The 12,641-nt window shown below is 61.3% G+C and carries 15 protein-coding genes; 7 read left to right on the forward strand and 8 right to left on the reverse strand.

The genetic code is table 11. The features are described from left to right. The first annotated feature begins 18 nt into the window (after positions 1 to 18). From ACE03M_RS08110 to ACE03M_RS08120, 3 genes are all read left to right on the forward strand, one after another. A complete protein-coding gene (locus ACE03M_RS08110) occupies positions 19 to 1,446 on the forward strand; it encodes an aldehyde dehydrogenase family protein (RefSeq protein WP_485933518.1) in 1,428 nt (475 codons plus the stop codon). 131 nt (positions 1,447 to 1,577) lie between these two features. Further along, positions 1,578 to 2,246, forward strand: coding sequence for a haloacid dehalogenase type II (locus ACE03M_RS08115; protein ID WP_485933475.1), 669 nt, complete (start codon positions 1,578 to 1,580; stop codon positions 2,244 to 2,246). Between the two features lie 147 nt (positions 2,247 to 2,393). After that, complete coding sequence (locus ACE03M_RS08120) at positions 2,394 to 3,137, forward strand: SDR family NAD(P)-dependent oxidoreductase (RefSeq protein ID WP_485933476.1); 744 nt, start codon at positions 2,394 to 2,396, stop codon at positions 3,135 to 3,137. 220 nt (positions 3,138 to 3,357) lie between these two features. Here ACE03M_RS08120 and ACE03M_RS08125 read toward each other — a convergent pair whose 3' ends face one another. From ACE03M_RS08125 to ACE03M_RS08135, 3 genes are all read right to left on the reverse strand, one after another. Next, positions 3,358 to 4,023, reverse strand: a complete 666-nt coding sequence (locus ACE03M_RS08125) for a TetR/AcrR family transcriptional regulator (protein WP_485933477.1) — start codon at positions 4,021 to 4,023, stop codon at positions 3,358 to 3,360. Between the two features lie 163 nt (positions 4,024 to 4,186). Beyond that, positions 4,187 to 4,459: a GlsB/YeaQ/YmgE family stress response membrane protein gene (locus tag ACE03M_RS08130; RefSeq protein WP_485933479.1), complete on the reverse strand. Its 273-nt coding sequence runs from the start codon at positions 4,457 to 4,459 to the stop codon at positions 4,187 to 4,189. A gap of 223 nt (positions 4,460 to 4,682) precedes the next feature. Next, entirely contained in the window at positions 4,683 to 5,018 is a 336-nt protein-coding gene (locus ACE03M_RS08135; RefSeq protein ID WP_485933481.1) for an ArsR/SmtB family transcription factor, read from the reverse strand. A 174-nt stretch (positions 5,019 to 5,192) separates the two neighbouring features. Here ACE03M_RS08135 and ACE03M_RS08140 point away from each other — a divergent pair, with 174 nt between their 5' ends. Beyond that, a complete protein-coding gene (locus tag ACE03M_RS08140) occupies positions 5,193 to 6,269 on the forward strand; it encodes an NADH:flavin oxidoreductase/NADH oxidase (protein WP_143923602.1) in 1,077 nt (358 codons plus the stop codon). A gap of 64 nt (positions 6,270 to 6,333) precedes the next feature. On the opposite strand, the gene crcB is transcribed toward ACE03M_RS08140, so the two are convergent. The 4 genes from crcB to ACE03M_RS08160 all read right to left on the reverse strand — a co-directional run bounded on the left by crcB (position 6,334) and on the right by ACE03M_RS08160 (position 8,467). Further along, positions 6,334 to 6,711 (reverse strand): fluoride efflux transporter CrcB, encoded by a 378-nt coding sequence (gene crcB / locus ACE03M_RS08145; protein WP_485933483.1) that lies wholly within the window; start codon positions 6,709 to 6,711, stop codon positions 6,334 to 6,336. Further along, a complete protein-coding gene (locus tag ACE03M_RS08150; protein ID WP_143923600.1) occupies positions 6,708 to 7,145 on the reverse strand; it encodes a fluoride efflux transporter FluC in 438 nt (145 codons plus the stop codon). The genes crcB and ACE03M_RS08150 overlap by 4 nt, the downstream gene beginning before the upstream one ends. A 187-nt stretch (positions 7,146 to 7,332) precedes the next feature. Next, positions 7,333 to 7,662 carry a nuclear transport factor 2 family protein gene (locus ACE03M_RS08155; protein ID WP_143923599.1) on the reverse strand — a complete coding sequence of 110 codons (330 nt, stop codon included), beginning with the start codon at positions 7,660 to 7,662 and terminating at the stop codon, positions 7,333 to 7,335. Positions 7,663 to 7,711: 49 nt separating this feature from the next. Continuing rightward, positions 7,712 to 8,467 carry an SDR family oxidoreductase gene (locus ACE03M_RS08160; protein ID WP_143923598.1) on the reverse strand — a complete coding sequence of 252 codons (756 nt, stop codon included), beginning with the start codon at positions 8,465 to 8,467 and terminating at the stop codon, positions 7,712 to 7,714. Between the two features lie 63 nt (positions 8,468 to 8,530). Between ACE03M_RS08160 and ACE03M_RS08165 the strand changes: the two genes are divergently transcribed. Further along, positions 8,531 to 9,238 (forward strand): TetR/AcrR family transcriptional regulator, encoded by a 708-nt coding sequence (locus ACE03M_RS08165; protein WP_485933486.1) that lies wholly within the window; start codon positions 8,531 to 8,533, stop codon positions 9,236 to 9,238. Here ACE03M_RS08165 and ACE03M_RS08170 read toward each other — a convergent pair. Continuing rightward, positions 9,232 to 10,503, reverse strand: coding sequence for an aminotransferase-like domain-containing protein (locus ACE03M_RS08170; protein ID WP_485933487.1), 1,272 nt, complete (start codon positions 10,501 to 10,503; stop codon positions 9,232 to 9,234). The two genes, ACE03M_RS08165 and ACE03M_RS08170, sit on opposite strands and share 7 nt — an antisense overlap. Positions 10,504 to 10,701: 198 nt before the next feature. Between ACE03M_RS08170 and ACE03M_RS08175 the strand changes: the two genes are divergently transcribed. Together ACE03M_RS08175 and ACE03M_RS08180 are read left to right on the forward strand one after the other, a co-directional pair. Further along, positions 10,702 to 11,217 (forward strand): DinB family protein, encoded by a 516-nt coding sequence (locus tag ACE03M_RS08175; RefSeq protein WP_143923595.1) that lies wholly within the window; start codon positions 10,702 to 10,704, stop codon positions 11,215 to 11,217. A gap of 85 nt (positions 11,218 to 11,302) precedes the next feature. After that, positions 11,303 to 12,589: an adenylosuccinate synthase gene (locus ACE03M_RS08180; protein WP_143923594.1), complete on the forward strand. Its 1,287-nt coding sequence runs from the start codon at positions 11,303 to 11,305 to the stop codon at positions 12,587 to 12,589. Positions 12,590 to 12,641: the final 52 nt, after the last annotated feature.

Genomic DNA, 12,641 nt, shown 5'->3' on the forward strand with positions numbered 1-12,641 from the left:
GCAGAGACCATCCGAGAAATGATCCCGGGCGGGGCTTTCCTCAACGGGGAAATTGTTCCTGTGTCCGATCCTCTAGAGGTACGAGAAGTTGAGTCAGACGTGCCTTTGGGCCGAGTAGAGAACTCTTCCGCGTCGCTGGTCCGTCGTGCTACTACGTCTGCGCACCAATCCCTCACGAGCAGCTGGGAGCCGTGGGAACGACAGGCAGTGTTGGATCTGACCGCGTCGAAGTTAAAAGCTTCGAGCCATGATGCGGCTCTCATCATCGCTGCCGAAGGTATCAAGACCATTTCCGAGGCGCGACAAGAAGTAGAGCGCGCCGTGCAGACTCTACGCTTGTCAGCGAGGGCCATCGACAATCATGTAGGTGAGACTCTCAACCTGAGCGCAGATGAACGCGGCGCTGGACGTTCCGGGTACTATTCTCGCTGCCCACTGGGCGTCGTCGCAGCAATCACCCCGTTCAACGATCCTCTTAACCTTGTGGCACACAAGGTCGGCCCAGCCCTGGCAGCAGGCAATGCGGTTGTCGTCAAACCAGCAGAACAGACTCCGTTCAGCGCACTAATGTTGGCACGCTTGCTGCATGAGTCGGGTGCGCCGGCGGGCGCCATCTCGATACTCCCCGGTGATGCGACCACAGGTCAAGCACTTGTCGAGGACTCGTACGTCGACGCGATTACGTTCACAGGAGGAGAAGAAGTCGGGATTCGGATTTCTGAGAATGCCAGGGGCAGAAAGGTGCTCCTGGAACTCGGCGGCAACAACGCTGTAATTGTGGCGAAGGATGCCGATCTTGCGGACGCTGCACGAGCCTGCGTCGCCGGAGCGTTCAGCGCAGCCGGACAGAACTGCCTCTCGGTGCAACGAGTCTATGTTCAGCGTGAGGTAGCGGAGCCATTTACTCAAATGGTCGTGGATATGACGAAGGCTCTGTCTGTCGGTACCAAGTTCGACAGCGGCACCAACGTGGGACCGGTGATCTCGGACGAAGCTGTCGAAGCTTTCACTGATCGTGTAGAGGATGCAGTGAGCCGTGGTGCTCAGCTGCGCACAGGAGGCGGGTCTGAAAGGCGGTTTGTGCGACCAACAGTTCTTACCTCTGTCGATGAAGAATCATCCGTCTTCACCGACGAGTGTTTCTCCCCAGTGTTGAACATCGTCTCCTTTGACGATTGGACTTTGCTTCCCGAACGCATTGAAGCGTCAGGGCAGGCAATGCAAGTTGGCATATTCAGCTTCAGCCTTGAAATCTGTCTGGCACTGGCAGAGAGAATCAGCGCGGGGGCAGTGCTCATCAATGAGACATCAGATTTTCGAATAGACTCAATGCCTTTCGGAAGCTTTGGTCGTTCGGGGACAGGGCGTGAAGGTGTGAAGTACGCAATGCACGAACTGAGCGCACCGAAATCGATCATATTTCCTCCGCAACGTTCCAGTAGGTAGAACGACCCAGTCGGAAAACGAAATCGGGATCTAGGTTGCGCCAGCATTGATTCCATTGCCGAGAATCCCATGACTCAATTTCATCGCACTGCCATATGTAAAATCTAGAATCAGAATGGAGTATGACACTCATGAAAGAAAAGCTGACTCCCAAATACATCACCTTCGACATGATGGGGACCCTGATAAAACTCGATTGGACCCGAGAAGCTCAAATGTTGGTCGCGGATCGGATCCAGCCGGAGGACGTGGACCAGTTCGTTGTGAGCTTCCGAAATCACCGCGAGAACGAGATCATCGGAACATATCGAGATTATCCCGTCATCATTCGTGACGCTTGGCAGCTTGCGTGCAATGAGTGGCGCATTCAGTTCAGGCAGTCCGACGTCGATCGGCTGCTCGACGCGCTGGGCACTTGGGGACCGCACGATGATGTCGTCGAACCACTGCAGCGTCTCTCGGCAAAATACCCACTAGTAGTCCTCACGAATCATAGCGATGCGCTCGTCAGAAAGAACTCCGATAGGTTGGGCGTTGAACTTCATCGAATTCTCACGGCAGAGCAGGTGCAGGCGTATAAGCCCCACAAGGCGGCGTTCAGATATCTGTTCGATCAGCTCGACGCTCAGCCGACTGACATATTGCATGTCTCCGCGCACCTGTGGCACGACTGGATTCCCGCTGCTCAGCTCGGTGTTCAGCACCAGGCCTACATCGAGCGTGGTTTTGACCCACTGATCACGGCACCGAGCGCATACACAGACACTCTGGCGGGCGTTGCCGATCGTGTCGGAGCTTAATGCAGTGATCGGCAGCGATCACCATCCAGGTGAATCTCTTGGCGAAATGTCGGAGAGCTTCGGCGACCTGGTCAGTAACCCAGTCGGCGTGGTTGGACTGCCAAACAGCATTCCGATTGAGAATCAGACGAGCTGCGAGACACGAATATGAGTTCGAATGGCGCTCCATTAAACGTCATCGTAACGGGTGCATCGAGTGGGATCGGTGCAGCGACAGCTGAGCGTTTTCGATCTGACGGCGCCAGGGTTTTCCTCACTGGGAGGAGAGCGCAGGCCCCCGCATCGAAGCGAGCGGGCGAAACCTATCTATCGGGAAACCTGTCGGACGAGAACTTCGTCATGCGGCTCGTGCGCATGGCTGTTGAGCAACTGGGTCCGATCGACACGGTCGTTACCTGCCACGGTCTTCAGGCCGATGGGGAGATCGCTGACTTGGAGATAGCCGAGGCCACTGAGGTTCTTGGCGCGAACGTCCTCAGCGTGATGAGCGTAATAAAGCATGTCGTTCCCGCTATGCGTGAGACCGGAGGGCAGATCGTGCTTGTCAGTTCTCGGTTCGGACTAGTCGGCATGCCGGGACAAGTCGCCTACTCCGCAGCGAAGGGCGGCCTCATCATGCTGGGCAAGGGGGCCGCCCTGGAACTGGCGTCGAAAAACATTCGCGTCAACGTCGCCGCACCTGGGCTGACAATGACGCCTGTGATCGATTCGGCGTTCCAAAAGAAGGAAGACCCCGAGGCGTATTATGCGCTGCGTGCGGCTTCAATTCCGTTACAGCGGCTTGCGCGACCCGAGGAGATTGCGGAGCCGATCTTCTTTCTCGGTTCGCCTGCCTCGTCGTATATCACGGGAACTGTCTTACCGATCGATGGAGGTTATACCGCCGCATAGCGCAGAGGCATATGCATGAGATTGCTTGTGGACTCGGGGTGGGGCAGCGGTATTGTCGCTCAGTGATTTCTGACAATGCTGTTCTTCATCTGTGACCCGGACGCTCGTCAGACCCAGCTGCCATCGATGCGATTGCAGCGGGGGAGTAAGCGGCTCCTCAGTAGAACAACTCTTTTATTCCTTCAGGGCCATTGGTGCCTGGACGGAAGAGAGCAGGGCGCTAGGAGTCCATCGCGGTGCGGAGTCGTTCGATGAGGTCGTCGAGTCCGTCGTCGAACTCTCGAGCGGAATGGTTCTCAGCGAGTTTGCTCTGCAGCCGTTGCACCGTCGGATAGTCACCAAGGTTCTCGTTGTCCTGCTCGTCGCTGCTGTTCTCCGCTATCGGAACTGGACTGACGCCGAGGGCAGATACTTGGAGCAGAAGATCGCCGAGGAGGAAGCTGGTGAAGGCCTTGTAGGCGCTGACAGCATGATCGTCGGAGAATCCATACCCCTTCAGTGACGTGAGGAAATAGTCGACCCAGCGGATGCTGCGCAAGGGTGGGCGCAGCCATGGGGCATCTGGCGGTTGGGTGATCATCAGGGGAAACATCTTCGGATGGGTCAGTGCGAGCTTGCGCATCGCATTCGCAACGTATTGAAAATAGCCCTCCCAGGACGAAGGCTTCTCCTGCATCAGATCGTCATTGAAGAGATCGTCGATGAGTTCACCGACGGCCGCAGAGATGAGTTCCTCGCGCCCGGGGACATGTCGGTACAGGGCCATGGCCTCGACGCCGAGGGCGGTACCCAGCCGTCTCATGGTGAGGGCTTGGACTCCGTTGTCGTCAATGAAGGCGATTGCAGCCTGAACGACATCGGTGCGACTCAGACGCCGGCGAATCATGGAATCTCCTCACATCGGTGAATCGGCGGACATTCGAGAACGGGCCCGGCCGCCATTCATCCTAGCGGTCCTGTGGTCACCGGAGACGACTCTGCGCCCCGAACTCAGGTGAGCTCGGGGCGCGGAGTGCACTGGGGATGTGAGGTATCGAGGGGATCGATCCTCAGGCCTTGGCGGCCCGACTGCGGCCGGTGATGAGCCCCCAGACGAGGAGGACGATCAGCGAACCGCCGATGGCGCACAGCCAAGTGGAGATATCGAAGAACGAGCTGACTCCCGCGCCGAACACGGCGCTGCCGATCCAGCCGCCCAGGAGTGCGCCGATGACGCCCAGGATGAGGGTGGCGATCCAGCCGCCGCCCTGACGTCCCGGCAGGATCAACTTTGCGATAGCCCCGGCGATGAGGCCGAGGACGAGGTAAGCGATGAAGCCCATGGGTAGTTTCCTTTGTTAGTGCGAGGAAGCGCGAGGCCTCTCGAGGTTTACACTGTAATCAATGTTTACAGTGTAAGCAACATATCAGAGAAATTGAGTGCTGGGCAATGAAGTCAGTGGTCAACGGTCGACTGTGGTGCGCCCGGCGCTTGCTGTCTGCGGCAGGCGAAGCAGTGAGTGACGCGGCCGGTTGCAGTCCGCGTCTTTGGGTGTGGTCCGCGGCTCAGGCCGAAACGACTGCTGCTCCGCCTTCGATGTTCTGGGCGGTGAAGACCGCGTCGAGCAGTCCGGGGAAGCGGGCGTCGAGGTCGTCCTTGCGCAGCGAGTTCATGATCGACGTGCCCTGGTACTCCTGTCGGATCACACCAGCCTCGCGCAGGATTCTGAAGTGATAGGTCGACGTCGACTTCGATACCGGCAGCTCGAATGCAGCGCAGGCATGATCGTCGTCGGTGCTGTTCAGGCGGCAGGCGATGTGTCTGCGAATCGGGTCGGCGAGCGCGGCGAGCACGGTGTCGAGTCGCATCTCATCCCGTTCGGGGTGGTTAAGAGTCCTCATGTGCTGCCTCCTCGTCTGAGCATCTCGGTGATCTTCCTGTCACATTGTTTCACTGTCCTTTGATTGTACGTCTTTCTTCGTAGTACGGTAACTGTCGAAGTACGAGGAGCTTCGTACTTCATCTCGAGTCCAGCATCCACGACTCGAGCCCACTACCGATGATCACGAGGTCTTATGTCCAACCTGCTGTTCGAACCACTCACCCTGCGTGGCGTGACTTTCCGCAACCGTGCTTGGGTGCCGCCGATGTGCCAGTACTCGGCAGACCACCTTGACGGCGTTGTCACACCATGGCATTTCGTCCACTACGGATCGATGGCCAAGGGCGGCGCCGGCGCCATCATCGTCGAAGCCGCAGGCGTCACCCCCGAAGGGCGGATCTCTCCGCGGGACCTGGGTATGTGGAACGACGAGCAGCGTGATGCTCTGGTGCCGATCGTCGACTTCATGCACTCGCAGGGAGCCGCGGCTGGAATCCAGCTCGCCCATGCGGGGCGGAAGGCCTCGACTTACCCCGACTTGGGATACGGCAATGAAGGCAGCCTGTCCGAGAGCGAAGGCGGCTGGGAGACTCTCGCGCCCTCCGCGGTGGCCTTCCCCGGACTGAACACGCCACGTGAGCTCACCGAAGCAGAGATCGGTGAGACTGTCACTGCCTTCGCGGACTCAGCTCGCAGGTCGATGGAGGCTGGTTTCGACTTCGTGGAAATCCACGGCGCGCACGGCTACCTGCTCCACGAGTTCCTCTCCCCGCTGTCCAACACCCGCAGCGACTCTTACGGCGGAACCCCGGAGAACAGGGCCCGTTTCCTCCTCGAGGTTGTCGACGCCACCCGCGCCGAGGTGGGCGAAGACGTTCCCGTGCTCGTGCGCCTATCCGCGACGGATTGGACCGAAGGCGGGCTGACTCTTGACGATACGGCTCAGCTGTCGGGGTGGTTGAAGGACCACGGGGTTGATCTGGTCGACGTTTCGACTGGTGCGAACGTCGTGGCCAAGATCCCGGTTGGCCCCGGCTACCAGACGAGCTTCGCTGCCGGAATCCGCAAGCAGGCCGACATTCCCACCGCTGCAGTCGGACTCATCACCGAGCCGTTCCAGGCCGAGCACATTCTGGCGACCGAGCAGGCCGACGTCATTCTCCTCGGCCGTGAATCGCTGCGCGATCCCAACTTCCCTATCCGCGCCGCAGCCGCACTGCGTCACGAGATCGACTACAAGCCGACGCAGTACCTGCGGGCCCACAAGTAGGCTGAACGGTCTGAGGCTGTGAGTACCGGTGCGGGTGGAGCAGTTGACTCCGCCCGCACCGGCGTCATATCAGCCCGCCGATCCACAGCCCCAATCCTGCCGCTGCGGTCGCCACCACCAGCGTGCCGAGGCCGTTGAATAGGCTGAGGGCCCACCGGCGATCCTGGATGAGGCGGATGGTCTCGAAGCTGGCGGTTGAAAATGTCGTGTACCCGCCGAGGAATCCTGTGCCGATGACAAGCTGCCACGCCTCGGGCAGGAGCGAGGCGCTGGCCAGTCCGGTCAGAAGTCCCAGCGCCAGTGACCCGCTGACGTTGATGGTGATCGTGCCCCAGGGGATGGCGCTGCTCACACGTGATCTGATGATCCCGTCGAGCAGCATCCTCGCGGAGGCGCCGATGCCCCCGGCCAGGGCGAGCGCGATGAAGATCAGCGGCGTCATTTCGCCCCTCGATTGTGCGCGACAGTTGCCGTGGCGATGCCCGCCCACGTAGCCAGACCGCCGACGAGCACTGTGCCCAGGCCGTAGGTGACCCCAGCACCGGCATCACCCTCGCCGAGGAGGCTCGCCGTATCCGCAGCCAGCGCGCTGTAGGTGGTGAAGCCACCCATGAACCCGGTCCCGACCAGGATGCGCAGCCGACGTCTGCGACCCTCATCGGGACCCATTTGAGCCAGGGCATCGAGAAGCAGCCCCAGGAGGAAGGCGCCGAGGATGTTGACGGCGAAGATCGCCCAAGGAATGCCGTCGGCAGAGGGGAACGCAAGCGTGATGGCTTCGCGGGCAGCAGTGCCGAACGTGCCGCCGATGAGCGCCAATCCCAGATAGGGCAGGCGCAGATGGGCGGGCCTGCTGTTGCTGGGGGCGTTGCTCATGGGAACTCCTACCTTCTGGGCACGCTGACGCCGGTCGAGGTAGGGACTGTTGTCGGAGAACCGAGGTTGGGTACGGCGAGCCCCACCGCCGTGACGCTGGTGAACATCACTGCAATTCTGCCACACGGGCACACGAAGAGGCCGCCGGATGGCTGACATCCGACGGCCCCTGATGGGATGAGGTGACTCAGCCCTCGCGGATCGTCATCCGGCTCAGCTTGGCGCCGTCGACGGCGAAGGTGAACGAAGATCGGCCATTCGCGTGAGTTGAACGCCAGTCGCCGATGACGGTGACCTCATCACCATCGTTCGAGACCTCTTCGGGCGTGAGGGTGCCGGTCGCGCCGATGAATTCCTTGTCGCTCCAGGCCTTGATGGCATCGCGGCCGGTGAATTCTCTGCCCCAGTCGTCGACCGTGCCATCGGCGGTGAAGGCGTCGAGGAAGCCCTGTTCGTCGTGGGCGTTGACGGCGTCGATGAAGCCGGCGACGGGCTCGGGAATCTGCAGATCTGACATTTGGTGCTCCTTAGCTTCTGTGAGGTATGCGTTGTGTTTATGCGGTGTGTCAGCGAGTGGTGTATCCGCCATTGGCGAAGATCGTCTGGCCGGTGATCCACCAGCCCTCGGTGGCGAGGAACCGCACGATCGGAGCGATGTCCTCGATCTGAGTGAGCTGATTGCCCATGCCCTGCGACTTGTGGAACTCCACCCGTTCGGGTGTTTCCTGACCGTAGAAGAACGGAGTGTCCATCGGCCCCGGGGCAATCGCCGTGACCGAGATTCCACGCTCAGCGTACTCCTTCGCCGCAGCCCTGGTGAAGTGCTCCACAGGGCTCTTTCCGCCGGCGTATGTCGAATACCCGTCTGTGAATGCCGCAAGCAGCGCCGTGACGATGGTGATGATCTTGCCGTTGTCGGCAAGGTGCTTCCCCGCCTCCTTGATGAAGAAGTAGGCGGCCTTGGAGTTGATGTCGAACATCGAGTCGTACTCGTCTTCTGTGGTGTCCGCGATCGGCTTGCGCAGCACCTTGCCCGTCGTATTCACTGCGATGTCGATCGTGCCCAGCGCCGAGGTGGCATCAGCGAACAGCTTCTCGACGTTGGCAGGCCGGGTGAGGTCTCCGGTCAGGAGCACGCCCTTTGCCCCGCTCGACTCGACCGCGGCGAGAGTGGCCTCGGCCTCACTGCGGGAGGATTCGGAATTGTAGTGAATGGCTATATCGGCACCTGCCTCGGCGGCCTGCTGGGCGATGAGCCCGCCCAGATTCTTTCCGCCGCCGGCGATGAGGATGTGCTTGCCCTGGAGTGATTGATCGGTCATGGCATCTCCGCTTGTATCGGTGGTACATCTGACTGTAGCGACAATACACGATAATATAGCGACATGACAGAGGTGGCATCGCTTGATACACGGACGCGGCTGCTCAACGCGGCTGCGGACCTCATTGCTGCAACCCCCGGGGAGGACTTCTCCCTGCGGGCGGTCTGTGATGCCGTGGGTGTGAAGATGCCGACTCTGTATCACTTCTTCGGCAACAAGCAGGGGCTCATCGAGGCCGTCATCGAACGTGGCTTCGACATGTATCTGTCTGCCAAGTCAGCCTCCGAATCCAGCGGTGATCCGATCCAGGACCTGCGGATGGGCTGGGATGCTCATGTGTCCTTCGGGTTGGAGAACCCCGGTTTCTACACGCTCATGTACGGCAAGGTCAGGCCCGGGTACTCACCGGAAGCGCAATCGAAGCCGAGCGAGATCCTCCGTTCACTGACACGTCGGGCCGAAGAGCAGGGGCGGCTGGTGGTTGGCTATGAACAGGCCGCGGCCCACATCCTGGCGACGAACATCGGAGTGACACTGCGGCTGATCATCCAGGGCCGAGCCGATCCGGATCTCTCAGCAGGAGTGCGTGAGGGCGTGCTCGCCGCGATCACCGGATCGGGGCAGGCCGGCGATGATGGGCAGCACTTGGGGCACTGGGTGATCGAACGTGCGGCAGCGCATCCGGAGGTCCTCGGTGCAGCCGAGACCCAGCTGCTCATCCAATGGATCAGCCGCCTCGGCGAGTGTGAGTGGACAGAACAGGATCAGTGACGGGCGTGCGAGCGAGCCGACGAGTACTTGCCAACGGCTCGGTGCAGTCGCTGCAGCCCTTCCTCGATGCGCTGCGGTTCCGCCGAGGCGAAGCACAGGCGCAGCGCGTTTGTGAAGTCACCGGTCTGGGAGAACGCGGTTCCGGGAATGTAGGCCACGCCTTCCTCCAGAGCCACGGGCATGAGGTCCTCGGTGTTGATGGTCTCGTCATTGAACGTCACCCACAGGAAGAAGCCCCCATCGGGATCCGTTGACCGGATCTCCTCGCCGAAGAGCCGTTCGAGCCCGGACGTCATCGCCGTCTTGCGCTCGCCATAGGAGCTGCGCAGATGGGCGACGTGGGTCTCGGCATTGCCGTCATCGAGCCACTTCGCGACCATGTGCTGGGTGGGCAGGCTCGTGCACGAGTCCATGGTCTGCTTGGCGTTGATGATCAGACCGCGCAGGTCCGGGTCGATGTCGAGCCAGCCGATGCGCAGGCCGGGGGCGACGAACTTGGAGAAGGTGCGCACACCGAAGATCAGCGGATCATTGGGGCTGAGCTGGCTGAGGGAGGGGATGTCCTCCCCGGAGAAGCGCAGAGTGCCGTAGGGATTGTCCTCGAGGATGACCGAATTGTGGCGGTGGGCGAATTCGAGGAGCTTCTCACGGCGGGCCAGGGACATCGTCACGCCGGCCGGGTTCTGGAACGTCGGGACCGTATAGATCACCGAGGGGGCGCGACCGGCCCGCGCCACGATGTCGTCGAGCGCGTCCACCTGCATTCCCTCATCGTCGACCGGCACCTCGGCGATCTCCGCTTCATAGCTCAGGGCTGTGGCCGAGCCGTTCGTGTACGTGGGGGCCTCACAGAGGACGAGGTCGCCGGGGCTGACGAAGAGCTTGAAGCCGAGATCGATTCCCTGCATGCCGCCGGTGGTGATGACCAGGCGCTCACGGTTGCCGAAATGCTCGGCCGGGATCTGACCGGTCTCCTGCAGGTAGTTCAGCAGCGCATCGATGAGGACAGGCTCGCCCTGCGTCTCCCCGTAGGTGAAGCTCTCCGGAGTGAAGACGCTGTTTGCGATCCGAGCGAAGTCCTCGGCCGGCAGCATATCGGGTGCAGGTGAGCCCATGCCGAACTTGACGATGTCGTGGTCGTAGGCAGCGAGCATCGCCACGGAGGAATCGATGACAGAGCCGACGAGGCTGTCGGCCCGGCTGGCGAAGGGAAGGGTGGGACGCGATGACGCTGAGGATGAAGCTGACGGGCTCGCGATTGACATGATGACCTCCAACGGGGCTGCATGCCTGACGTCGACGTCACCGGCGATGTTCAGGAGCAATCTGCCCGAACGACGGAACTACTGGTGGTCTCAGCATAAGTACGACGAGCTCGGCGGGGCAAGAGGCGCGGCTGGGTGGGTGAGTCGGCAGGCCAACGGCGGGCCACCTCGGCGAGGGTGAGGCCTATGCTGGTGGTCATGGCCGACTCAAAAGAGCGTGACATCAGGACTGCTCCCATCGATGAACAGCTGCCCGCACTCGTCGACGAATACCGGGGCAAGCTCCTTGCTAGTTTGGAGGGGGTGAGCGAGGACGAGGCACGCCGTTCTCTGGTGCCCAGCCGGACGACTCTGCTGTCCTTGGCCAAGCACGCGATCTTCGTCGAGACCGTGTGGTTCGGGGAGGTCGTGACCGGGCGGTACCGAACCGAATACGGGCTGCCGAGTGATTCCGGAGACTCGTTCAACCTTGCTGATGAGGACACCGTGGCAAGCGTCACTGAGGCGTATTGGCAGGCTGTCGAGCGCTCGCATCACGCGGTGGAGGAGATGACTCTGGACACGGTGCTCACCGGGCACCGGTCGGGGCCGATGCCGCTGCGTTGGATCTACCTTCACATGCTGCGTGAGCTGGCCCAGCATTGCGGCCATGCGGAGATCCTGCGAGAGCAGGTCCTTGCGCAGCGGGCTCAGATCCCGAGCACCCGGATGTAGAGCCTGCTCGCCGTCGTGTCATGGTGACCCAGTAGACTAATGCAGTAATGACATCCCCGCTTTCACTTTGAGGTGAAGAACTCTCATGCCAGCAATCGTTGTCGTCGGCGCTCAATGGGGCGACGAAGGTAAAGGTAAAACGACCGATATCCTCGGCACCAGCGTCGACTACGTGGTCAAGCCCAACGGTGGGAACAACGCAGGCCACACGGTTGTCGTCGGCGGCGAGAAGTACGAACTCAAGCTTCTGCCGGCAGGCATCCTCTCGCCCAACGTCACTCCGGTCATCGGCAACGGCGTCGTGGTCAACCTCGAAGCCCTCTTTGAAGAGATCGAAGCCCTGGAATCCCGCGGTGCAGACACCTCGAAGCTGCGGATCTCGGCTAATGCCCACCTCGTCGCGCCCTACCACCAGACCCTGGACAAGGTGACCGAACGGTTCCTGGGCAAGCGCGCCATCGGCACCACCGGACGCGGCATCGGACCGGCCTACATGGACAAGATCGGACGCCTCGGTATCCGCGTCCAGGACATCTTCGACGAGTCGATCCTGCGCCAGAAGATCGAAGGCTCGCTGCGGCAGAAGAACGAACTCCTCGTCAAGGTCTACAACCGCCGAGCCGTCGACGTCGAAGAGATCGTCGACTACTTCCTGCCCTTCGTCGAACGACTGCGCCCCTACGTCGCCGAGACCGAGCAGCTGCTCAACGACGCCCTGGATCGTGACGAGGTTATCGTCATGGAAGGCGGACAGGCCACGATGCTCGACGTCGACCACGGCACCTACCCCTTTGTGACCTCCTCGAACCCGACCGCCGGCGGATCCTGCGTCGGCTCGGGCATCGGACCCACACGCATCAACCGCGTCGTCGGAATCGTCAAGGCCTACACCACGCGCGTGGGGGCCGGACCGTTCCCCACCGAGCTCTTCGATGACATGGGGGAGTACCTGCAGAAGGCCGGCGGTGAGTTCGGAGTCAATACAGGACGCCCGCGCCGCTGCGGTTGGTACGACGCCGTCATCGCCCGCTACGCCGCACGCGTCAACGGGTTCACCGACTATGTGCTCACCAAGCTCGATGTGCTCACCGGCATCGAGTCCATCCCCGTGTGCGTGGCCTACGAGGTCGACGGAGTCCGCCAGGACGAGATGCCGATGTCGCAGACCGAGTTCCACCACGCCAAGCCCATCTTCGAATACTTCGAGGGCTGGGCAGAGGACATCACCGGGGCTCGCACCTTCGCAGACCTGCCCGAGAACGCGCAGAAGTACGTGCTCGCACTCGAAGAGCGTTCGGGCTGCCGGATGTCGGTCATCGGCGTCGGCCCCGATCGCGAACAGTCGATCGTGCGGCACGACCTGCTGGACTGAGCGTCTGACGGACAGCAACGGCGGTGTCTCATCGGGGGGGGGTTCTCGGCGA

The sequence above is a fragment of the Brevibacterium sp. AGC70 genome, from assembly GCF_057334195.1.